Source organism: Solibacillus sp. FSL R5-0691 (genome assembly GCF_037974225.1).
Lineage (GTDB): Bacteria > Bacillota > Bacilli > Bacillales_A > Planococcaceae > Solibacillus.
In genome coordinates, this window is the sequence record NZ_CP150231.1 from 2427938 (window position 1) to 2450529 (window position 22592).

General features: G+C 38.8%; 19 protein-coding genes and 1 other annotated feature. Of the genes, 5 read left to right on the forward strand and 14 right to left on the reverse strand.

The window, feature by feature from the left end; genetic code table 11:
- Positions 1–43: 43 nt before the first annotated feature.
- Positions 44–1567 (reverse strand): DHA2 family efflux MFS transporter permease subunit, encoded by a 1524-nt coding sequence (locus MKY51_RS12205; protein WP_339172440.1) that lies wholly within the window; start codon positions 1565–1567, stop codon positions 44–46.
- 231 nt (positions 1568–1798) lie between these two features.
- Here MKY51_RS12205 and MKY51_RS12210 point away from each other — a divergent pair, with 231 nt between their 5' ends.
- Positions 1799–2692 carry a TetR/AcrR family transcriptional regulator gene (locus tag MKY51_RS12210; protein ID WP_339172442.1) on the forward strand — a complete coding sequence of 298 codons (894 nt, stop codon included), beginning with the start codon at positions 1799–1801 and terminating at the stop codon, positions 2690–2692.
- 69 nt (positions 2693–2761) lie between these two features.
- On the opposite strand, the gene MKY51_RS12215 is transcribed toward MKY51_RS12210, so the two are convergent.
- Together MKY51_RS12215 and MKY51_RS12220 are read right to left on the reverse strand one after the other, a co-directional pair.
- Positions 2762–4207, reverse strand: coding sequence for a DEAD/DEAH box helicase (locus MKY51_RS12215; RefSeq protein WP_339172443.1), 1446 nt, complete (start codon positions 4205–4207; stop codon positions 2762–2764).
- A 2-nt stretch (positions 4208–4209) separates the two neighbouring features.
- Positions 4210–5124: a LysR family transcriptional regulator gene (locus MKY51_RS12220; RefSeq protein ID WP_339172444.1), complete on the reverse strand. Its 915-nt coding sequence runs from the start codon at positions 5122–5124 to the stop codon at positions 4210–4212.
- Between the two features lie 133 nt (positions 5125–5257).
- Between MKY51_RS12220 and MKY51_RS12225 the strand changes: the two genes are divergently transcribed.
- Positions 5258–6448 (forward strand): coenzyme F420-0:L-glutamate ligase, encoded by a 1191-nt coding sequence (locus MKY51_RS12225; protein WP_339172446.1) that lies wholly within the window; start codon positions 5258–5260, stop codon positions 6446–6448.
- Positions 6449–6588: 140 nt separating this feature from the next.
- On the opposite strand, the gene MKY51_RS12230 is transcribed toward MKY51_RS12225, so the two are convergent.
- From MKY51_RS12230 to MKY51_RS12245, 4 genes are all read right to left on the reverse strand, one after another.
- Entirely contained in the window at positions 6589–7476 is an 888-nt protein-coding gene (locus MKY51_RS12230; RefSeq protein ID WP_339172447.1) for a glycine betaine ABC transporter substrate-binding protein, read from the reverse strand.
- A 1-nt stretch (position 7477) separates the two neighbouring features.
- On the reverse strand, positions 7478–8341 hold the full coding sequence (locus MKY51_RS12235; RefSeq protein WP_339172449.1) for a proline/glycine betaine ABC transporter permease: 864 nt from the start codon (positions 8339–8341) through the stop codon (positions 7478–7480).
- Positions 8334–9533, reverse strand: a complete 1200-nt coding sequence (locus MKY51_RS12240) for a glycine betaine/L-proline ABC transporter ATP-binding protein (protein ID WP_339172450.1) — start codon at positions 9531–9533, stop codon at positions 8334–8336. Before MKY51_RS12240 ends, MKY51_RS12235 begins: the two co-directional genes overlap by 8 nt.
- 226 nt (positions 9534–9759) lie before the next feature.
- Positions 9760–10410: a TrkA C-terminal domain-containing protein gene (locus MKY51_RS12245; RefSeq protein WP_339172452.1), complete on the reverse strand. Its 651-nt coding sequence runs from the start codon at positions 10408–10410 to the stop codon at positions 9760–9762.
- A gap of 324 nt (positions 10411–10734) precedes the next feature.
- On the opposite strand from MKY51_RS12245, the gene MKY51_RS12250 reads away from it, so the two are divergent.
- Complete coding sequence (locus MKY51_RS12250) at positions 10735–12129, forward strand: amino acid permease (RefSeq protein WP_339172454.1); 1395 nt, start codon at positions 10735–10737, stop codon at positions 12127–12129.
- Positions 12130–12328: 199 nt separating this feature from the next.
- Positions 12329–12868, forward strand: a complete 540-nt coding sequence (locus MKY51_RS12255; protein WP_339172456.1) for an ECF transporter S component — start codon at positions 12329–12331, stop codon at positions 12866–12868.
- A gap of 349 nt (positions 12869–13217) precedes the next feature.
- Here MKY51_RS12255 and MKY51_RS12260 read toward each other — a convergent pair whose 3' ends face one another.
- A complete protein-coding gene (locus MKY51_RS12260) occupies positions 13218–13757 on the reverse strand; it encodes a hydrolase (RefSeq protein WP_339172459.1) in 540 nt (179 codons plus the stop codon).
- 126 nt (positions 13758–13883) lie between these two features.
- On the opposite strand from MKY51_RS12260, the gene MKY51_RS12265 reads away from it, so the two are divergent.
- Positions 13884–14360, forward strand: coding sequence for a nucleoside-diphosphate sugar epimerase (locus MKY51_RS12265; protein WP_339172461.1), 477 nt, complete (start codon positions 13884–13886; stop codon positions 14358–14360).
- Positions 14361–14406: 46 nt separating this feature from the next.
- Here the strand turns inward: MKY51_RS12265 and pheT are convergent, their stop codons facing one another.
- From pheT to qoxA, 6 genes are all read right to left on the reverse strand, one after another.
- On the reverse strand, positions 14407–16812 hold the full coding sequence (pheT, locus tag MKY51_RS12270) for a phenylalanine--tRNA ligase subunit beta (RefSeq protein ID WP_339172463.1): 2406 nt from the start codon (positions 16810–16812) through the stop codon (positions 14407–14409).
- Between the two features lie 17 nt (positions 16813–16829).
- A complete protein-coding gene (pheS, locus tag MKY51_RS12275) occupies positions 16830–17867 on the reverse strand; it encodes a phenylalanine--tRNA ligase subunit alpha (protein ID WP_079528316.1) in 1038 nt (345 codons plus the stop codon).
- Positions 17868–18152: 285 nt separating this feature from the next.
- Positions 18153–18383 (reverse strand) — a binding site (T-box leader).
- A gap of 68 nt (positions 18384–18451) precedes the next feature.
- Positions 18452–18733 carry a cytochrome aa3 quinol oxidase subunit IV gene (qoxD, locus tag MKY51_RS12280; protein ID WP_008407695.1) on the reverse strand — a complete coding sequence of 94 codons (282 nt, stop codon included), beginning with the start codon at positions 18731–18733 and terminating at the stop codon, positions 18452–18454.
- A gap of 3 nt (positions 18734–18736) precedes the next feature.
- Positions 18737–19336 carry a cytochrome aa3 quinol oxidase subunit III gene (gene qoxC, locus MKY51_RS12285; protein WP_339172467.1) on the reverse strand — a complete coding sequence of 200 codons (600 nt, stop codon included), beginning with the start codon at positions 19334–19336 and terminating at the stop codon, positions 18737–18739.
- The gene (gene qoxB / locus MKY51_RS12290) at positions 19336–21300 is read right to left on the reverse strand and encodes a cytochrome aa3 quinol oxidase subunit I (RefSeq protein ID WP_339172470.1); all 1965 of its coding nucleotides are present in this window, start codon (positions 21298–21300) and stop codon (positions 19336–19338) included. Before qoxB ends, qoxC begins: the two co-directional genes overlap by 1 nt.
- Before the next feature lie 37 nt (positions 21301–21337).
- Positions 21338–22225, reverse strand: coding sequence for a cytochrome aa3 quinol oxidase subunit II (gene qoxA / locus MKY51_RS12295; protein WP_339172472.1), 888 nt, complete (start codon positions 22223–22225; stop codon positions 21338–21340).
- Positions 22226–22592 lie beyond the last annotated feature (367 nt).

The window sequence follows — 22592 nt, forward strand, 5'->3', positions numbered from 1 at the left end:
TAAAAAAACGGCAGGAGCTAAAATCTCCCGCCGTTGCATCATTTTATTTTTTTTCTGGTATATTTCCAGTAAAGTCTTCACGTTTCGTAACGTCTACACGCTTAATAAATAGCGCTAAAATTAAAGCTACAACTGTAATTCCTGCTGCTACGAAGAAACTGAACGTAATCCCGTCAAGCATTGCCTGTTGCATTACTTGTGCTTGGGCTTGTGCAATTTGCTCAGCAGTCGGCTGTACTGCAGATGAAGCGTTTGCCTGCATATCCGCTGCAATTTCAGCTGCACGTGTTTTTGTATGTGAGTTGAAGATTGTTACTAAAACTGCTGTACCAATTGCCCCTGCTACTTGCTGAGCTGTATTGTTCATCGCTGTACCATGCGGATTCAATCGGTTTGGCAAAGCATTTAAACCGTTTGTCATAATTGGCATCATAACCATTGAAATACCTAACATACGGATTGTGTAAATCGAAATAATAAATAAGTAAGTTGAATCAACTTCCAAATAACCTAATCCGATCGTTGCTAATGTTGTAATCGTTAATCCGATAACCGCTAAAATACGCGGTCCAAAACGGTCGAATAATTTCCCTGTAATTGGTGACATAATCCCCATTACGATCGCACCCGGTAACATCATTAAACCTGCTTCAAATGGTTCGATTCCACGAACATTCTGCACATATGCAGGTGTTAAAATCATACCCGAGAACATCGCTACAGATAATACCATTGATACGACAGATGCTAAAGCGTATGAAGGATATGTGTAAATACGTAAATCCAATAACGGCTGCTCTAAACGGAACTGGCGAATGATAAACCATGCTAAGCCAATTGCCCCTACAGTAATTGTTCCCCATACTTCAATTGCTGACCAGCCAGCTGAACTTGCTGTACTGAAGCCGTATAATAATCCCCCAAAACCGATTGTAGACAATCCAATTGAAAGTATATCGATTTTAGCGTCACGATTTGGAAGAACATCTTCCAGTTTCCAAATTGCCAATAATAGTGATAAAACGGCAATCGGAAGAATCATTTTGAACAGTACGCTCCAGTCATAATGTTCAACAATCCATCCAGATAAAGTCGGTCCGATTGCCGGTGCCAATACCATAACTAAACCGAACATCCCCATTGCCTGCCCGCGTTTTTCAACCGGGAAGCTAATTAGCATAACGTTCATTAAAACCGGTGCCATTGTTGCTGCACCGGCTGCCTGAATCATACGGCCTGCCAATAAAAATCCGAAGCTAGGCGCAAATGAAGCCAATGCTGTACCGATAACGAAAATCGACATCGAAATAATGAATAAAGGTCGTGTTCTGAACTTTGTAATCAAATATGCAGAAGCAGGAACCAATACCCCACTTACAAGCATATAGCCTGTCGCTAACCATTGTACTGTTGAATAATCTTCAATATCAAAGGCAGCCATAATAGATGGTAATGCTACGTTTAATAATGTGTTATTTAAAAATGCTACAAACGCCCCGACAAATAATACGGCGATCATTAAATACGGAGGCTTTTTAAATGTTTTTACATCTTGTGTCTGTTCCATAATTTTATTTCCCTTCTTTAATCTTTCAATCTTCCTATTTCTGTACTCGAACTATTTTATACTCGGAGTCCAAAAAATTCAACAATTTTATACTCATAGTCTAAAAACATTGCGAATACTCGCTTTAAACAGTAGAATGAGAGTACAATTCAGAGTATATAGTACAGAAAAAATTCACTTTTATTACGTTATATGCAAAGGAAATCGCTTTAATTGATATGGAGGAAGTTCATGAATCAACGAAAAAGACAGGTACTTGATAGTGCATTGCAGCTTTTTATCGAAAAAGGCTTTCATGAAACATCAATACAAGACATTTTAGACAAAGCGCTTATTTCAAAAGGGACATTTTATAATTATTTCTCATCTAAAGTGGAATGTTTTAAGGCGATTATGGAACAGACCCGATACGAAGCAAGCCTACTACGTCATGAAATGCTGCTGAATCAAGATATTACCGATGAAAACTTATTATTGGAACAAATTCTCGTTCTTATGCAAATCAACAAAAAACAAAACTTAGTATCCTTGTTCGAAAATATTTTCCAGTCGAACGACAAAGAGCTACGTCATTTATTGGAACGCTATCGCCTATTGGAAATTGAGTGGGTATCCAATCGTTTTACGGATATTTTTGGAGAGGAAGTTCGTCCCTATTCCCTTGAACTTGCCATAATTTATTTTGCGATGGTTCACCATTTAACCTATTCGCACCGCCTCTTCTATAGTGAAATAATCGACCAGAAGAAAATATTGCAAATTGCCCTTCGAAATGTGAAAGCAATTTATCCTATTATGTTGGAAAACGGCGAAATCCTCGTTACACAGGACGCCCTTCAACTAGTTGAAGAGAAAACAATTTACCAGACGATTACAAAGAACGATTTAATCGAAAAGGTTCAGGGCTTCCTTGACCAGTTGAAACTGGATACTGACAATGAGGTGGGTGCACAATTCACTGAAAGTATTTTGGATGAGCTGCAGCGTAAAGAGCTACGTCTTCCGGTTATCGAAACATTGCTTAAGCCTTTCCGCGAATCATTCGCAAACACACTGCATGCCGGAGAAAATGTCGAGCTTGCAAATTTATTATGGTACTTCATTAAAAATGTAGACCAGAAGTGATGTTTGTATCTGATTCCGTTATCAATAAAAAAATCGTATTGAACGTCATCTGTTCAATACGACTTTTTATTAGTTATTGCTCGTTGAAATGTGGACTTTCAGTTGCTTGCCCTTAATCGGCGTTGTTTTCATCGCTTTTAATACGAGATTGCCTTTACCATTTAAAATTTCCACAAACGTAGATGTATCCAGAATCGTAATAATGCCGATATCTGCAGCGGTCATCCCCGGAATTTTTGCAATTGTTCCGACAAAATCAACAGCACGCAGCTTTTTCTTCTTACCACCATTAAAATAAAGCTTCGTAATATTTGCATCAACTTTGGCATTCTTTTGTTTTTTCTTTTGTGGTCGGCTTTGCATCTTTTTGTCAAACGCCTCTGCCTTTGCCTCTACTTCTTCATGTGTCGGCAAATCAACCTTTGGAATTTTAAATCCGATCAGTTCTTCAATACCTGCAAGGAAGTCATGTTCAAATGGTGTAACAAACGTAACAGCTTTCCCTTCCTTGCCCGCTCGTCCAGTTCGTCCTGTACGGTGGACATACGCTTCTTTTTCCATTGGTAGATCATAGTTAATCACCAATGAAATATTCTCGATATCAATACCGCGTGCTGCAACATCTGTCGCTACTAAATAGCGGAAGTCTCCGCGCTTATAATCGTTCATAACAAGTAGACGGGTCGACTGATCCATACCACCGTGCAGCTTATCGACACTGTATTCACGGTCATATAAATAATCATGCAAGGCATCGACGCGATCTTTCGTACGACAGAAGATAATACACGTATCCGGATTTTCCACAACCGCCATTTTTTCAACCGCCGCAGTCTTTTCCTCGTCCTGTACTTCAATAACCGCATGCTCAATTTTTGGCGCTGCCTCTTCCGAATGGACTTCAATATCAACAGCGTCGTTTAAATAATTCGATGCCAGTTTTTTTATCGTTTCCGGTACTGTCGCGGAAAACAGCATCATTACTTCACGATGTTCCACATGGGCCAATATTGCTTCAACTTGCTCGATAAAGCCCATATTGAGCATTTCATCTGCTTCATCAAGCACAACATAGCGAATTTTATCGAGCTTCAGTGTTCCCTTTTCGATATGATCCAGGACGCGTCCCGGAGTACCAACAGCAATATGTGTTTTTTGCTTTAATTCGTCCTGCTGATAACGGAACGGCTGCTTTCCGTATAAGGCGGCTGCTTTAATACGTTTGTAACGTCCGATATTGGTAAACTCTTCTTTTACTTGGACAGCCAATTCACGTGTCGGTGTTAATACGAGTGCTTGTGGCTTGTTTTCGATCCAATCAATATTTTCGCAAATCGGAATTGCGAATGCGGCAGTTTTTCCGCTTCCTGTTTGTGCTTTAACAATTAAATCTTGTTTCTTTAATGCATGGGGCAACACTTTTTGCTGAACTTCAGTCGGTGTGCTGTAATCCAAATCTTTAAGAGCACGCTGTAATTCAGGTGATAATGGATAGTCGTTAAAATTAGTTGTCATATTTATTCCTCATTTTCTTCTTTTATATGAATGATTCCCGGATCAACAATTGCGATAAATTTTTTCGTTGCTTTTGAAAGTGAAACATTTTTTAAATGGACAATCCCTAAATTACGTTTAGGAATTGGCTGTTGGAGCTCAATTTCATGCAAAAGCCCTTTATCAAGATAATCGGTCGCAAACTCCTTCGTTACACTTGCTATACCTAAATTAATTTTTGCGAATTCTAATACTAAATCATGTGAACCTAACTCAAATTCAGGTGAAATTGTATAACCTTGTTCCTTTAAATAGTTTTCCACATAATTACGGGAATTTGCCTTTTTCTCCAAAAAAATTAATGGCAGCTTCATGAGCATATCTAGACGGATTGGCTTTTTTGATAAATTTTTGTATTTTTGTCCGCACACAAATATATCATGAATTTCCTTACAAGGGATAACTTGAAGCTGTGGATCTTTAACCGGCAAGTTGCAGATGCCCAAATCCGCTTCCCCCGATTTAATAAAAGCTAATATTTCATTTGTAGTACCGTTTAAAACCTTTAGTTTAATGCCAGGATATTTTATATGGAATGCCTCTAAATACGGCAGTAAAAAGTACCTTGAAATTGTATCTCCTACTCCAATACGTAAAACGCCTGTACGCAGATTTTTAAACTCGGCAATTTTTTCTTCCCCCGCGTCTAAAATGCCAAGAGCAGAGTTAACATATTCGTGTAATAATTCACCTTCTTCTGTCAAGGTTACTCCTTTTGGTGTTCTATTAAATAAAACGGTATCAAGTTCTTTTTCAAGCTTTAAAATAGACTGGCTCACGGCCGGCTGTGTCATATATAAAGCGTTTGCTGCCTTAGAAAAGCTTTTGCTTCGACTCACTTCATTGAAAATACGATATGCTTCTAGTTTTATTATCATATAACCCCTACTTATATCAGATATTAAATTTATTAATTTTACTTATATCACATGAACAGGTTATAGTAAACATTGTGAGATTAAAGCAAAGACAATTAAAATATAACTTAGAGCTATTGAAGGAGAGATTATTTTGGAACGAGTAGTAGGAACGGTTGTACGCGGTCTTCGTGGCCCAATTATTAATGAAGGGGACGATATTGTACAAATCGTTGTTGATACAGCATTAAACGCCGCAAAAACAGAAGGCTTTGAAATTGAAGATCGTGATATTGTAACAGTGACAGAATCTGTTGTTGCTCGTGCACAAGGGAACTACGCTAAAATTTCAGATATCGCGTCTGATGTAAAATCAAAATTCGGTGATGATACGGTAGGTGTGATTTTCCCTATTCTTTCACGTAACCGCTTCTCGAATATTTTAAAAGGTATTGCAGCAGGTACTAAGAAAATCGTTCTTATGCTAAGCTACCCATCTGATGAAGTGGGCAACCATTTAGTATCATTGGATGATCTTGACGAAAAAGGAATCAATCCATGGACGGATGTACTGACAGAAGCTGAATTCCGTGGTCATTTCGGTTTTAACAAACATACATTTACAGGTGTAGATTACATTGAATATTATAAAGAATTAATCGTTGAACAAGGTGCAGAAGTTGAAGTTATCTTCTCGAACAATGCAAAAACGATTTTAGATTATACGAAAAGCATTTTAACTTGCGATATTCACTCTCGCTTCCGTACAAAACGCATTTTAAAAGCTGCCGGTGCAGAAAAAGTTTATGGTCTTGATAACATTTTAGCTGAATCTGTAAACGGTTCTGGCTTTAACTCTAAATACGGTTTACTTGGATCTAACAAATCGACAGAAGATGGCGTGAAATTATTCCCGGACAACTGTCAACCAATCGTTGATGACATCCAAGCTAAAATTTTAGCAGCTACAGGGAAACTTGTAGAAGTAATGATTTACGGTGATGGTGCATTCAAAGATCCTGTAGGCCAAATTTGGGAACTTGCAGATCCTGTTGTATCACCTGCGTATACACCCGGTCTTGATGGTACGCCAAACGAAATTAAGTTGAAGTATTTAGCTGACAATGATTTCGCTAACCTGCACGGTGAAGAACTGAAAAATGCTATCAAAGAATACATCAACAACAAAGAAGAAGATTTAACTGGTAATATGGCTGCCCAAGGGACAACACCTCGTAAGCTGACAGATTTAATCGGTTCTTTATCTGACCTGACTTCTGGTTCAGGCGATAAAGGTACACCAATGATCTACATCCAAGGTTATTTCGATAACTATACAAAATAAAAAACAGACTCAATTCCCTTAACAGGAGTTGAGTCTTTCATTTATATGTTGAAAGTTTTAAAAAAAAACGGTGCAAATTTGAATTTCAAATTTTGCACCGTTTCTTTGTTTTAGCTTAGTCTTTTATAGACTCTTTTAATTTACTTCTCTATACCTTCTGTCCAGTTGTTTACAACATCCTGGTTTGCTTCAACCCATTGTTTTGCTGCTTCTTTAGGTTTTGTTCCTGAGTAGATGTTCAGCATTACTTCTTCGATATCTTCTGTTGTCCATTCAAACGCATCTAAAATCTTGAATGCATCAGGAGACTCTTTTTCCAAGTTTTGACGAACAAATGTATGAATATTTTCTTCTCCGCCAAATACACCTTCAGGATCTTCTAAATATTTCAGATCAAAGTTGGCAAATTTCCAGTGAGGGCTCCAGCCTGTCACAACGATATCTTCTTCATTTTTAATCGCCTGTTCTAAAGCAACTGTCATCGCACCTGATGAAGATGGTTGTAATGACCAAGATTCAAGGTTTGGATATGTTTCAAGTGCTCTTTCAGCAGCCGCTACTACACCTGCACCCGCTTCAATACCAGTAATCGTTGATGCTGCTTCAGTAGTTAAATCAGCAATTGATGTTGCTTCCATATAACTTGGGACAACTAATCCGATTTTCGCACCTTTTAAGTTTGGTCCTAGATCTTCTACATCTGCACCGTATTTTTCATATTGTGACGCATGAGTAGCAGGTAACCAGCCAGATACCATCGCATCTGCTTCACCTTTGGAAACTGCTTCCCACATGATCGCATTATCCAATGGTGTAATATCAACTTTATAGCCGACACTTTCCAGTACTTCTGCCACTACATACGTAGAAGCAACTTCTGAATCCCATTCTACATAGGCTAAATCAATTGAGCCTAAATCTTCTGTAGAGGCTGTATCTTTTTTCTCTGTTGTATCATCTCCGCACGCACCTAATAATAGCGCTGCGCTCAATGCTGTTGCTGCAGGCATCCATTTCATTTTTTTCATTTTACTTTCCCCCATTTGATTTTTGTTTGTTTAAACTTTGTGTTAATCGGTCTACAATAATAGCGAAGATTACTAGACTTATCCCCGCAACAAATCCATTACCGATTTGAGCTCGTTGTAAAGCCGATAATACTTCACGACCTAAACCTGGTGCACCGATCATTGATGCAATAACGACCATCGATAGAGATAATAGTACGGTTTGGTTTATACCGGCCATAATCGTAGATCTTGAAAGCGGCAGTTCTACTTTCACTAATTTTTGAGTGAATGTACTACCATAAGAATCCGCAGCTTCGATTAAATGTGTCGGAACTTGACGGATACCTAGATTTGTAAAACGTACAGTTGGTGGTAATGCGAAGATAACTGAGGCAAATACACCTGGTACGACACCAATTCCGAAAAACGCAACCGCTGGAATTAAATAAACGAATCCAGGCATTGTTTGCATAAAGTCTAAAATTGGTTTTAAGATTTCTTCTATTACTTTGGATTTTGACATTAGAATGCCAAGTGGTATACCAATTACAATCGCAATTAAACTTGAAAACAGCACGAGTGTAAATGTATTCATAAGCTGATCCCATAAGCCCTGGTTTAATATGAACAGTAAACCGATAATTGAAAAGATGGCTAAACCGAATTTTTTGCCTGTTGCGAAAAATGCCAACACGGCAATGATTAAAATAAATACATACGGCGGAATAGCTGTTAATCCTGATGTAACCAGATTCATCGTATCTTCACCGTTACTTTGAATGAAACGGAACTGGGCTGAAAAAGTATCTGTTACAATATCCATCAAATCTTCAACTTTTTCCGCTACCGGTAATGGCGTTGCTAAATTTAAAATTTTACTCATTGTCTACACCTCCGTTTTTTTCAGAGGCTAACGACTCTAAAACAACTCCACGGATCAGTACTCCGCGCAGTTTTCCTTCTTCGACGACAGCAACCGGTGTCGGAGAATCGGAAATAACCGATAAAATATCTTGAATAACTGTTGATGGCTCAACAATCGGCATATCATTGCGTAAAATTGAATGCAGTGATTTTTCACCAGATTGTGCAAGCTCCAGTGCATCATTTGCAGTAATATAGCCTAAATATTTTCGGGCTTTATCTACAGCGAGAAGCACACTTACTTTATCTTCTCTCATACGCTGCAACGCAACTTTTGGTCCTTCATGATCAATTTGAATAGTCATTGGACGAATCATCGCATTTTCTGCTGTCAATACTTTCGAACGGTCAACATCTTCCAGGAATGAACGAACATATTCATTTGAAGGATTTGTCAAAATCTCTTCCCCTGTTCCTACTTGCATGACCTTTCCATCCTTCATAATGGCAATACGGTCACCAATACGAAGCGCTTCATTTAAATCATGTGTAATGAAGACAATTGTTTTTTGTAAATTAGCTTGTAACTCCAATAGCTCATCTTGCATCTCTTTACGAATAAGCGGATCAAGAGCAGAAAAAGCTTCATCCATTAATATGATTTCTGTATCATTTGCCAACGCCCGTGCAAGTCCTACACGCTGCTGCATACCACCTGATAATTGATCTGGATACTGGTCTTTATAGGAGAGCAACCCTGCATTCTGTAAAGCCTTTTCTGCTTTTAATCGTCTTTCCTCTTTAGGAACGCCTCTGATTTCCAGGCCATACTCTGCATTTTGTAAAATAGTACGTTGCGGGAATAAAGCGAAGTTTTGAAACACCATGCTCATTTTTTCTCTGCGAACAAGCTGCAGGCTTTTTTTATTGAGCTTCGTAATATTTTGGTCATCTATATAAATATCACCACTTGTCGGTTGAATAAGACGATTAAGTAAACGGATTAATGTAGACTTCCCACTTCCTGAAAGCCCCATAATTACGAAAATCTCACCTTCTTCAATTGTCAAACTAGCTTCATATACACCTACAGTAGCATTTGTCTCTTTTAATATCTGTTCTTTGGATTTCTCTTGCTTCACGAGCTTTAATGCCTGTGATGTATTTTTTCCAAATACTTTAGTGACTCGGTCTATTTTTATTTTCCCCATAATCCACTTCCTAAAATAATTAATTTCATGCTAGTAACAACTTTATATTTATCTAAGGTTGTTAAAAGCAACAACTTTCATATTAATAGACGTTGTTACTAATGTCAAATTAAAAGTGCATTTTTTACTCGCTCATCTAGAAAAATAGTCCTTTAAACAGAAAAAACTACCCCTCAAATACAACGATGGAGTAGTTTGTTTTTGTTATAAATTTGACGAACTTTATCTATTCTGATTGAAAGTTGTTACTTTCTAGCTGTAAAAAGTGTTTTACATTCGAATAGCATTCTTCTTTACCGATAAAAAATAATGTATCTCCGGCAGAGAGTGTTGCATATGGACCAGGTGAAACAATCAGCTCATGATCTTTTTTAATGCCAATTATGGTAGCACCCGTTTGCTGCCAGAAATTAATCTCGCCTACATTTTTCGATATGAATGGGCAATTTTCAGTAATATCGATTTGAAATGGTACAAACGGGTTTATCGATTGGTAGCGGCTAGTCCGATTGACCATTTCTCCTAATGTATCCTGTAAATGATGCAATTCATCAATTTGGCGTTCAATACTATCGGTTAATTGCTTTTGTAGATCTCTAATTGATTTGACGCCTGCTAAACGCTGAATGTATTTAGCGGCATTTTCATAGGAAACGATGACAACACCGCTCCCCTTTGTCGCTTCGACAATATTTAAATCCTGCAGAACGGCAATCGCTCGTCTTGCAGTTTCCGATGAAACATTATATTGGGATGCCAGCGATGATCGGGCATAAATCTTTTCACCGACAACATATTTTTTTTCAACAATTTTAGCGGCAATATCTTCTGCTATTACTTGATATTTAGGCTGCTTAATTTGGATTTTTTTCTCCATTATTTGCACTCCTTTGTGCTGTGTTCATAATACATAAGTAAAATTTCTATATTTATACTATATCGCATTATATACCTTTTTATAAAAACAACAAATAGTTCACCGATTTTGAATTATTCAATTTCTTCAAATAATTTTGTAGTAAATGACACGTATTTTTTTCTGTTAAATACTAACAATAACATTATTAACTAGTTCATTCGAGTTATTTCTCCATTTTTCGACAAAATTAACACTTCAGCACTTCAACTCAATAAACTTGTTTATTATTCTGAAAAATGATGATAAGATTTTGATTATTGTAAATTAGAAAAAGGTGTATTAATGAAAAAAGTATTTAGAAAAAAACCAATCAGTGACCTTTTACTCAAAAGTGGCAACATGCAGTTACCCAAAACAATCGGTCCTTTTGATTTGATTATGTTAGGTGTCGGTGCCATTGTCGGTACAGGCATTTTCATTTTACCGGGGACAGTCTCGGCGCTCCATGCAGGCCCTGCAATTGTTTTCTCCTTCACGATTGCTGCTGTCGTTTGTGCATTAGCCGCACTTTGTTATTCTGAATTTTCTTCTACTGTACCCGTTGCGGGAAGTGCCTATTCATATAGCTACATTGTTTTTGGTGAAATCATCGCATGGCTGGTCGGCTGGGCATTATTATTGGAATACGGACTCGCAACAGCTGCCGTGGCAACAGGCTGGTCAGGTTACTTCGTTTCACTGCTGGAAGGATTGAGTATTCATTTGCCGGTAGCATTGACAGGGGCATTCAGTCCTGAAAATGGTACATATATTAACTTGCCTGCGATTTGTATTATTTTTGCGATAGGTGCTCTGTTGTCATTGGGTATGAAAGAATCGACACGTTTTAATGCATTATTGGTCGCGATTAAACTTGGCGTTATTTTATTGTTTATTGCTGTTGGTATCTTTTATGTGAAACCGGAAAACTGGACACCTTTCATGCCATTTGGAGTGAGTGGTGTTTTCACAGGTGCCGCGCTCGTTTTCTTTGCTTACTTAGGATTTGATGCCGTATCCTCGGCTGCCGCAGAGGTGAAAAATCCACAGCGGAACATGCCAATCGGAATTATCGGTTCCCTGCTTGTCTGTACTGTATTGTATATTGTTGTTTCACTTGTACTGACAGGGATTGTACCATATACAGACTTGAACGTAACCGATCCGGTATCTTACGCGATGCAAGTGATCGATCAGGAATGGGCGGCTGGCATTATATCGCTCGGTGCCGTAATAGGCATGATGACCGTTATACTAGTCATGATGTACGGTGGGACAAGATTGTTGATGGCTTTTGCCCGTGATGGTTTAATGCCAAAAATGCTTGCACAATTAAGCAAAAAACGTAAAATGCCTGCCAAAAACACATGGCTGTTTACCGTTATTATTTCATTTTTTGCAGGGTTTATTCCATTGGATTTATTGGCTGAGCTTGTAAATATGGGTACATTGGTTGCATTTATTTTTGTTTCTGCCGGCATTTTGTACTTGCGAAAAAATAAAGACTTGCCGAAGGATCGATTTAAAGTACCGTTCTATCCTGTCTTACCTATCTTATCATTTATTTTATGTATATTTCTGATTACACAACTATCCTTCCACACATGGATTGCTTGCGGTGTTTGGTTCATTATCGGGCTAATCGTCTATTTTATGTACGGGAAAAAACATTCTACGTTGAATTCTAAATCTGAATAATTGAACAGAGATGGTACAATAACCGCTCTATAACCGAAGCGCCACAAATTAGTTTCCATAATTTGAGGCGCTTTTCTATTTCAGAGGATTGATATCCAAATTTTCTGACCTTATTAAATTGTTTGTTTTTGAACCTTTTACACATGCCAACGAATTGCTAATATGAGAGATAATTTCAAGCAAGGGAGCGTCAATCAATATGGAATCAACACGAACAATCACTACCTCATCAGAGAAAACAAAAGATTTAATTATTACGAGCCTTCTTATTTCACTCGTATTCGTAGCCACATTTTTTATTAATATCCGTTTGCCGATTGCAGCAAATGGGGGGCTCGTTCATTTAGGTTCTGCCATGCTTTTTATCATCGCGATTTTATTTGGTCCAAAGAAGGGCGCTATGGCTGGAGCATTCGGTATGGCACTGTTTGATATTTTATCCGGCTGGACATTGTGGGCACCATTTACATTCATCACACGTGGTCTGCAAGGCTATATCGTAGGTAAAATTGCTACAATGCACGGAAAAAATGGCGGCAGCATTATTTATAACTTTGCGGCTATTGTTATCTCGGTTCCATTTATGCTTGGCGGTTATTATATTTGTGAACGTGTTCTTTATGGAAACTGGGTTATTCCACTTGCATCAATTCCAGGAAATCTCGTGCAGAATGCAGTAGGTCTACTCATTGCATTACCTGTATGTATCGCTTTGAAAAAACTGCCTCTTTTCAAATAATAAAATGAGGTTGGGACATAACCCAAAAAAGCTATTTTTCTCTGAGAGAAAAATAGCTTTTTTTTGCTGAGCGTTAAAATTGATTTCCATTCCGGGACGCTTTCCGCGGGCGTGAGGCCAACAGGATGTTGGTCACAAAAGCGTTGCCACAGGACGTGGCGTTCTTAGCTTTTGTTCCCAGTCTCAGGCGTCACGCTATTCCCGCAGGAAGCTTTGCTTGTAGCGAAAGGCGTAGCCGTCAGCTACACTCGCCCTCCATTCCAATCAATTTTGCAATATATCCATTTCTTAATAAATGCTTTCCTCTTATTTAGCAATAAATCTACTTATGTCCCTGCCTCAATCTGATTTATTTTACTAATTTGCTGATTGCTTTAAATGTATCACCTTTTGCTACTTGCTGCATTTCGAATAGTGCCATTTCAACACTCGTTACGCGCGCACCAAGCTGCATCATTTTCTGAATCCCTACTTCGCGGTTACTTGCTGTTCGCGAAGACACGCAATCTGCCAGTACTTCGACTTCATATCCGTTTTCCAGTAAGTGAGCCGCTGTCTGATAGACGCAAATATGCGCTTCAATACCAGCCAGTAAAATCTTTTTACGACCTGTTTGCTGTAAAGCCTGTACAAATTCCTCTGTATCATAAGCACTGAATGTAATTTTTTCAATCGGTTTTTCATCTGTTAAATGCGCGGCAACACGCTCATCTGTCGGCCCAAGTCCCTTTGGATATTGTTCAAGCCATAAAATAGGTAAATCCAATAATTTTGCCCCTTGTACCATTGTGGCGATATTATCTACAACGACTGCGCTTTCTTCAACAACTTGCGCCAATTTCCCCTGAATATCAATCAGTACTAATACTGCTTCTTCTTTTTTTAACATGAATATACCTCCCCTAAGTTGCATTCTTCTCTATTATACTGAACTTTTCCACTAAATGAATAGTAGAACCTCCATTGAAACGAAATGCATGACACTGTATAGTGAAAAGAGAAATGGAGGATTTATATGTTGCGTCTTAGTTGGCTCATAAGTATGGGCATTACTTTATTTGGAGTATTAATCATTCAGCACTTTTTTACAGTGAAACCGGACGATGTTGCAAATGGAGGAAATCTGGGTGCACTTGGTTTAGCACTAGTTGCACCATTTATTATACTTAGTTTATTTATTACGTTTCGCTTTTTTACTGAAACAGCCAGAAACGCAAAAGATCAACTTATGCGTATAATTTATTTAGTATTTGGAATTGCGCTGTTAGTGGCGTTTATCTATTATGCTATTGATTTTTCAAACAATGTATATGCATCCCTCGGTGGTGATACGAAGACCCCGGGATCGACAATCTATCGTTTCCCCTTATTAAATGAGTATACGAATCATGTTTTCCTTAACTTTTATACGTTTGGAATTGTCCATACATTAAGCGCTTTAATCGGTGCTGTTACAGGAATGGTCAAGCCTGCAAAACCATCTCCGCAATAATAAAACCCGAATGGTCATCGAACCATTCGGGTTTTATTATTGTTAATTAGCGTACTTCTGCACCAGCTGCTGCCAATGCTTTTAGTACTTTATTGTGTGCTGCGACTACTTCTTCGTCTGTTAATGTACGCTCTGGGTCGAAGTATGTTAACGAGAAGGCTACTGATTTTTTACCAGCCGTCATTTTCTCCCCTGCATAAACATCAAATACTTTTACCTCTTTCAATAAAGAAGTGCCTGCACCTTTAATAATGCTTACAATTTCACCAGCTGGAGCTGCTACATCCAATTCTAATGCGATATCACGACTCATTGCCGGGAAGCGCGGAATCATCGAATAAACAAGCTCTTCTTGTGTTGCACTTAAAATGGCATTCAAGTTCAGTTCCGCAACATATGTTTCTTTTACATCGAATGCTTTTTGTTCTTGCGGATGAAGCTGTGCAATGACACCCACTTTTTCACCATCTAATAAAACATCAGCAGTACGACCAGGATGTAAGCCATCTACTTGTGCTTTAACATAGCTTACACGAGCTGTTAAGCCTAATTTAGCAAATACCGCTTCCACAATACCTTTGGCAACGAAGAAATCAACATTTTTCTTTTCGCCTTGCCATGTATTATCAATCCATTTTCCTGTTAATACAAGCGCCAAGTGCTCTTCTTCAAATGGAAGTTCTTCAGCAGTTTGTCCAAGGAATACTGAACCAATTTCATATAATGCCACTGTTTCCGCTTGACGGGCTGTGTTATAGCTTGCTGCCTCTACTAAGTGCGGAATTAAGCTTTGGCGTAATGTCGTACGCTCTTCAGACATAGGCATTAATAACTTAGTTGTCTCTTCAGCTTTTAATGCAAACTTTTGAGCCTGTGCCGCTGAAGTTAATGAATATGTTACCGCTTGATAAAGACCGGCACCTTCCATAACATTACGTACAATACGGCGTCCTGCTTGATATGGTGTTAAACGGCCTACTTGCTCACTTGCCGGTAAGCTAACCGGAATTTCATCATAGCCATACATACGTGCAATTTCTTCCACGATATCTTCCGGAATTTTAATATCCTGACGTCGTGTCGGAGCATCGATGATTAATAAGCCATTAGCTGCTTCCACATCAAATTTTAAACGCTCTAAAATAGACAGCATGTCCTCTAAAGAAATCTTCATCCCTAAACGACCGTTAATAAAGTCAGGTGATACGACAACACGTGCAGGTGATTTTTCAAGTTCATCGACTAGCACTGTACCTTCCAATACTTCTCCGCCTGCTAGTTCAGCAAGTAATTGTGCTGCGCGTTCTGCTGCAGGAAGGACACGGTTCGGATCAACACCTTTTTCAAAACGTGCTGACGAATCTGAACGTAAGCCGATTTCTTTTGAAGTACGGCGTACAGACGCCGGATTGAAGTATGCAGATTCGATTACTACTGTTGTTGTAGTATTTGATACTTCTGATTTAGCACCGCCCATAACACCTGCAACCGCTTCTGCTTCCTGACCATTTGTAATGACAAGGTTGTGGCTAGCCAATTTACGTTCCTGGTCATCAAGCGTCGTCATTACTTCGCCATCACGAGCCATACGTGTCACAATTTCTCCTGTTGCCAATTTATCGTAGTCAAATGCATGTAATGGTTGACCGTATTCCATTAATACATAGTTTGTAATATCGACTACGTTATTATGTGGACGTACACCAGCAGACATTAACGCATGTTGCAGCCATAAAGGAGATTCTTTTACTTCAATGTTTTTTACAACTTTTGCTGCATACATCGGGTTCGCTTCTTTATCTTCCACCGTTAATTTTAAAACGTCTTCCGCTTTTTCAGCTGAAGCTGTATAATCGATTTCCGGTAATTTAACATCTTGAGATAAAATTGCAGCTACTTCATAAGCAACACCAAGCATGCTCATTGCATCCGAACGGTTCGGTGTTAAACCAAGTTCAAGCACTGTATCACGTAAGCCTAAAACTTCCAATGCGTCTGCACCTGGAGTTGAATCGGCAGGTAATACATAAATGCCATCCGCATAAGCCTTTGGCACAAGACGGCCTTCAATGCCCAACTCTTGTAGTGAACATATCATCCCTTTGGATTCTTGTCCGCGTAACTTTGCTTTTTTAATTTTAATGCCGCCTGGTAATTTTGCTCCTGGACGTGCTACGATAACTTTTTGACCAGCATCGACGTTTGGTGCACCACATACGATTTGTTGTAGTTCTTCTTCCCCTACATCCACTTGGCACACATTTAATTTATCTGCTTCCGGATGTTTTTCTTTTGATACAACGTGACCAACAACTACATTTGACATGCCTTGTGAACGGTCAATTACTGCATCAACTTCAATCCCCGCGCGCGTAATTTTTTCTGCTAATTCATTTGCTTCCAACGAAGAAATGTCTACATATTGACTTAACCATTTTAATGAAACTAACATTTATATTATCCTCCTTCTTACACTTCTGCCTGGTGGAATTGTGATAAGAAGCGTGTGTCATTTGTATAGAAATGACGAATATCATCCACACCGTATTTTAACATTGCGATACGTTCTGCACCGATACCGAAAGCGAAACCTGAAAGCTTAGTTGAATCGTAGCCCGCCATTTCAAGTACATTCGGATGTACCATACCGGCACCTAAGATTTCGATCCAGCCAGTTTGTTTACATACATTACAGCCTTTTCCTGAGCATTTATGACAAGAAACGTCTACTTCTACAGATGGCTCTGTGAATGGGAAGAATGATGGACGAAGACGGATTTCGCGTTCTGCTCCAAACATTTTCTTTGCTAATGCATCAAGTGTACCTTTAAGGTCAGACATGCGGATGTTTTCACCGATCACAAGACCTTCAATTTGCATGAATTGGTGTGAGTGAGTTGCATCATCTGTATCACGACGGAATACTTTACCTGGGCAGATCACACGGATTGGTTCGCCTTTTTTGGCTTCCATTGTACGTGCCTGCACTGGTGATGTATGTGTACGTAATAATGTTTCCTCTGAAATATAGAATGAATCCTGCATGTCACGAGCCGGGTGACCTTTAGGCAAGTTCATCGCTTCAAAGTTATAGTAGTCTTTTTCTACTTCCGGACCTTCTACGATTTCGTAGCCCATACCTAGGAAAAGATCTTCAATTTCTTCGATTACACGTGTTAACAGGTGACGGTTACCTGCACGCACTTTTGCGCCTGGTAACGTAACATCGATTGATTCGTTTTCAAGCTGTGCTAAAATTGCTGCTTCTTCTAGTACTGCAACTTTCTTTTCAAGTTCTGCTGTTACATTTTCGCGTACAGTGTTAACGAGGGCACCCATTTTCGGGCGTTCTTCTGCAGAAAGTTTCCCCATCCCTTTTAATAAGTCCGTGATCGGTCCTTTTTTACCTAAGTACGCAACACGAACTTCGTTTAATGCTTTTAAGTCCGCTGCATCGGCAATTTTGGCTAATGCTTCTTGTTCCAATTGCTTTAATTGTTGTTCCATTTAAAAAAATTCCTCCTTATAAGTTTCGCTAACAAAGTTTCGACTTTGAAAACGTTGATTTCCGTTACGGTTACGCTTTCCTCGGGCGTGAGGCCAACAGGATGTTGGTCACAAAAGCGTTGCCACAGGACGTGGCGTTCTTAGCTTTTGTTCCTAGTCTCAGGCGTCACGCTATTCCTGCAGGAGTCGAACCTCCACTTCAATCAACTTCATCAAGTTAATATGCAAGCAAACCCTCGAAACTATAATTAACATTCATGAAAATAAAAAATCCTCGTCCCCTAAGAAAGGGACGAGGACGAGTTTCGCGGTACCACCCTAGTTATTGCGCAACCGCAATCACTTCATTGGAGCTAACGACTATGTCTAGCCGGCAATCCTTTCACCACAAGTGGATCCCGGATGCTGCTCGCGGGGTGAACTTCACTATACAATTTGTTAGCAAGCTTTCAGTCATTGGCTTGCATTCCCTAAAACAAATGGTGTATACCTACTCTTCCCGGTCAACGCATTTCGTAATATATTCTCCAACTAGTTTAATGTATTTTCATACATTTATCAACTAGCTGGAGTGTTTTTCATCATTACATATCCCAAAGAAGGATTAATAAAGAACCTAAAACAGTCAATACTACTAAACCGATACCGTATACGATGTTCGAGTAGATAGCCCACTTGTCATTTGTTTCACCAGCGTGCATGAAAACAATAAACTGTAAACCTGCTTGAATGAATGCTGTTACTAAAAGGATAACCATTCCAGTTGTGAATGACATATCTGTGAAGTAAACAAGCATTGCAATCACTGTTAAAATCAGTGAAAATACGAAGCCCATAATTTGGCCGATTGGAAAGAACTTAGCCATAGATTACATCATTCCTTTCAAGTAAATGAAACTGAAGATGAAGATCCAAACAACATCCAGGAAGTGCCAGTATAGTGAGAAGATAAACGTTTTCCCTGCTGTTACTGAGTTAAGTCCACGTTTAGCGATTTGGATCATAATGAAGATTCCCCAGAATAAACCGAACGATACGTGAAGACCGTGTGTTCCTAACGTTGTTAATAAAGCAGATGTAAAGGCACTAGTAGTAATACCTGCACCAATATGCACGTAGTGTATAAATTCATACACTTCGACAGATACGAACGCTGCACCAAGTGCTAATGTAATACCCATAAATGACAATGTCGCTTTTTTACTGCCAAGACGCATCGCATGAATGGCTAAACCAATTGTAAAACTTGATGTTAAAAGAATGAATGTCTCTGCTAATACTGGACCGATTTCGAAAATCTCAGCAGGAGTAGGACCGTCACCTGTACGACCAGATAGAACAAAGTATGATGCGAATAATGTACCGAATAACATGATTTCCGCACCTAGGAAAGTCCAGAATCCGAAGATTTTCAGGTTATTTTCCTCTGTTGAATATTCCAATGGAACATTGTTATTAACTTTACCCATTATTTCGCACCTCCTTCTTTTTCATATTTTTTCTCGATTAATTCTACTTCTTCTTTATGGATATGGTAGCCATGGTCGTCTTCTAGAGAACGGTAACCCATACAAGCTAAAATACCGATTAAGCTGATGATAGCTAAAGTAAACATACTGAATACCATAGCGAAACCACCGATGAAGAAGAATATTGATAAGATAAATGTTTGACCTGAGTTATTTGGCATATGAATATCTTCAATTTGACCTTTGAATAACTTCGTGCCATTTTTCTTAGAATCCCAGAATGCTTCTGAAGTTGAATCAGTTACGTCTGGAGTAATTGCAAAGTTATAGTGTGGGATTGGTGTATGTGTCGCCCACTCAAGACCACGTGCATCCCATGGATCTGAACCGATGTCGCGTGGAGAGTTTTTGAAACTGTACCAAATGTTCCATACTAACATGATGAATGAAACAGACATAATTCCGGCACCTACGAACGATACCATGTTTAATGTACTGAAACCTGAAGCTTCAGAGAAAGTGTACATACGACGCGCTTGACCATCTAAACCAGTGATATACATTGGAATGAATGCAAGTACGAAACCGAATGACATTACCCAAACTGTTGCTTTACCAATACGTTCGTTTAACATGAAACCGAACATTTTTGGCCAGTAGAACGTTAAACCAGCTAACATCGCGTAAACAACACCTGGGATGATTACGTTATGGAAGTGGGCTACTAAGAACATTGTGTTGTGGTATTGGTAGTCAGCTGCTGACATCGCAAGCATAACCCCAGTTACACCACCAAGTGTAAATAAAGGAATGAAGTGTAATGCATACAACATTGGTGTTGTAATTTCAATTTTCCCTTTATAAAGTGTGAATAACCAGTTGAAAATTTTAACCCCTGTTGGGATTGCAATTGCCATTGTTGTGATCGAGAAGATCGAGTTCGTGAATGCACCTTGACCCATTGTAAAGAAGTGGTGAGTCCATACAGCGAACGAGAATACTGAAATTAAGATCATTGACCAAACCATTGACGTATAACCATATAAGTTACGACGTGCGAATGTCGAAATAACTTCAGAGAAAATACCGAATGCCGGTAAAATTAAGATATATACTTCAGGGTGACCCCAAACCCAGAATAGGTTGGCCCAAAGCATGTCCATACCACCGTCGCCGATAGCAAAGAATTTAGTATCGAATAGACGATCCAATGTACCCATAGCTAATGCTACTGTTAATACTGGGAACGCGAATACGATGATTAAGTTTGCAATAAGTGCTGACCAAGTGAACATTGGCATTTTGAATAATGTCATACCTGGTGCACGCATTTTAAAGATTGTCGTAATGAAGTTAATACCTGTCATTAACGTACCAAGACCGGCAATTTGAAGTGCCAGCATGTAATAGTTTGTACCAACTGATGTACTGAACTCATTATCCGCTAATGGGAAATATGAAGTCCATCCAGCATCAGGTGATCCACCAACGATGAATGAGATATTGAATAATCCCATACCCATGAAGAATAACCAGAATGCCAAGTTATTTAAACGTGGGAACGCTACGTCGCGTGCCCCGATTTGTAATGGTACTAAAAAGTTAAAGAAGAATGTAATGAATGGCATCGCCATGAATAAAATCATGACTACTCCGTGAGTTGTAAATACTTCGTTATAGTGCTGAGCGTCTAAGAAACCGTTTTCTGGAACAGCTAATTGTAAACGCATCATTACGGCATCGACACCGCCGCGGAAAAGCATAACTAAAGCGGTGATTAAATACATGATACCAATTTTTTTATGGTCAACAGTTGTAATCCATTCACGCCATAAGTAGCCCCACAATTTAAAATAAGTAACGATTGCTACTAACGCGATTGACCCTAATACTATAGAAGCCATTGCGATATAAATTAATGTGCTTGGGTGTGGAACTGCAAACTGTGCAAAGAATTCCGACATAGTAGTACTCCTTTCGAAAAGTTGTTACTTTCAAAAATTAGTGTGAAGAATGATCTTCTTCATCTTCTTCGTTTTCGTCTGAAGATTCATGGTTGTGTTCTGGAGCTGGTGAGAACTCTAGATGTGTACCTGTATAAGTTTGTTTACCAAGGTGACCTGGCTCTAATAATTCATCAAACTTCTCTTCTGTTAATGGAGCAGCCGTTTCATGAACTTCTGTTACCCATTCGTCGAATTCAGTTTGAGTTAATGCTGTTACATCAAAAATGTTTTCTGCTGTACCACGACCTGAGAAGTTCGCGTTACGTCCCCAGAATTCGCCTGGGTTGTCAGCAGCTAAGTGTAATGTTGTTACCATGTCTGCCATTGCGTATTTCTGACCACCTAGTTGTGGAATCCAGAAACTTGTAATTGGACCATAAGAATAAAGTTTAAATTCAACTGAACGTCCAGCAGGAATATATAGGTAGTTTACTGTTTCAATATCTTGTTCCGGATAGCTGAAGTGCCATTTCCAGTTAGATGATGAAGCATAAATAACTAATGGTTCCTGATCTTCATATTCTTGAGGAACATTCTCAACAATGTAGTTACTCTTAACAGAAACAAATGATAAGAAAATAACGATGATAACAGGAATACCAATCATAATTGTTTCTACAAGCCAGTGACCATGAATATGCGGTGGCTCGTAATCTGGGCTTTGTTTTGATGCACGGTATTTAAATAACATAAATACCAAAATTGCTAATACTGTTAGAACAATCCCTGACATTAGGTAAATTAATAACATTGTGTCATCGGCTTGTCTTTGAGCTTGAGGACCTTTAGGATCAAGTACTGCTAACTTATCGTTACAGCCTGCTAATAGAATAGCACCTAGTCCCATGAAAGAGAGTAATGTTCCCTTCATATTTACTTTCATAGTTGGACTCCTTTCCAATTAAATAGAGCTTGTTAGATTTTGCTTAAGCGCTTTCATGTGAGAGCGAAAATAAAATAATACGTAGTGCGACATCGAATGAATAAATTCACTTATTACCATTTACACTATGCATATAGTGGCAAATAGCCAGACCATCAATTCATCACCATTTAGAGCCTTTAAATTGAATCCCATAATTAACAGTTTGCTCACTATTTCAAAAAGCATTATTTTATTTTTTTGTTGTGACAACTTAAGGCGCCTGTCTAACCTACTTAGATTTTAGTTAAACATCAAATAAGTGTCAAAACATCAAATTGGAAAAAACCCTTATTTCTGCCATTTTTCAAGCGATTCTTTTTTAATA

What these genes read in the sequence shown, in the direction of transcription:
- MKY51_RS12205 (WP_339172440.1), bottom strand. Translation starts at nt 1,567, where the DNA reads ATGGAACAGACACAAGATGTAAAAACATTTAAAAAGCCTCCGTATTTA.
- MKY51_RS12210 (WP_339172442.1), top strand. Translation starts at nt 1,799, where the DNA reads ATGAATCAACGAAAAAGACAGGTACTTGATAGTGCATTGCAGCTTTTT.
- MKY51_RS12215 (WP_339172443.1), bottom strand. Translation starts at nt 4,207, where the DNA reads ATGACAACTAATTTTAACGACTATCCATTATCACCTGAATTACAGCGT.
- MKY51_RS12220 (WP_339172444.1), bottom strand. Translation starts at nt 5,124, where the DNA reads ATGATAATAAAACTAGAAGCATATCGTATTTTCAATGAAGTGAGTCGA.
- MKY51_RS12230 (WP_339172447.1), bottom strand. Translation starts at nt 7,476, where the DNA reads ATGAAAAAAATGAAATGGATGCCTGCAGCAACAGCATTGAGCGCAGCG.
- MKY51_RS12235 (WP_339172449.1), bottom strand. Translation starts at nt 8,341, where the DNA reads ATGAGTAAAATTTTAAATTTAGCAACGCCATTACCGGTAGCGGAAAAA.
- MKY51_RS12240 (WP_339172450.1), bottom strand. Translation starts at nt 9,533, where the DNA reads ATGGGGAAAATAAAAATAGACCGAGTCACTAAAGTATTTGGAAAAAAT.
- MKY51_RS12245 (WP_339172452.1), bottom strand. Translation starts at nt 10,410, where the DNA reads ATGGAGAAAAAAATCCAAATTAAGCAGCCTAAATATCAAGTAATAGCA.
- MKY51_RS12250 (WP_339172454.1), top strand. Translation starts at nt 10,735, where the DNA reads ATGAAAAAAGTATTTAGAAAAAAACCAATCAGTGACCTTTTACTCAAA.
- MKY51_RS12255 (WP_339172456.1), top strand. Translation starts at nt 12,329, where the DNA reads ATGGAATCAACACGAACAATCACTACCTCATCAGAGAAAACAAAAGAT.
- MKY51_RS12260 (WP_339172459.1), bottom strand. Translation starts at nt 13,757, where the DNA reads ATGTTAAAAAAAGAAGAAGCAGTATTAGTACTGATTGATATTCAGGGG.
- MKY51_RS12265 (WP_339172461.1), top strand. Translation starts at nt 13,884, where the DNA reads ATGTTGCGTCTTAGTTGGCTCATAAGTATGGGCATTACTTTATTTGGA.
- pheT (WP_339172463.1), bottom strand. Translation starts at nt 16,812, where the DNA reads ATGTTAGTTTCATTAAAATGGTTAAGTCAATATGTAGACATTTCTTCG.
- pheS (WP_079528316.1), bottom strand. Translation starts at nt 17,867, where the DNA reads ATGGAACAACAATTAAAGCAATTGGAACAAGAAGCATTAGCCAAAATT.
- qoxD (WP_008407695.1), bottom strand. Translation starts at nt 18,733, where the DNA reads ATGGCTAAGTTCTTTCCAATCGGCCAAATTATGGGCTTCGTATTTTCA.
- qoxC (WP_339172467.1), bottom strand. Translation starts at nt 19,336, where the DNA reads ATGGGTAAAGTTAATAACAATGTTCCATTGGAATATTCAACAGAGGAA.
- qoxB (WP_339172470.1), bottom strand. Translation starts at nt 21,300, where the DNA reads ATGTCGGAATTCTTTGCACAGTTTGCAGTTCCACACCCAAGCACATTA.
- qoxA (WP_339172472.1), bottom strand. Translation starts at nt 22,225, where the DNA reads ATGAAAGTAAATATGAAGGGAACATTACTCTCTTTCATGGGACTAGGT.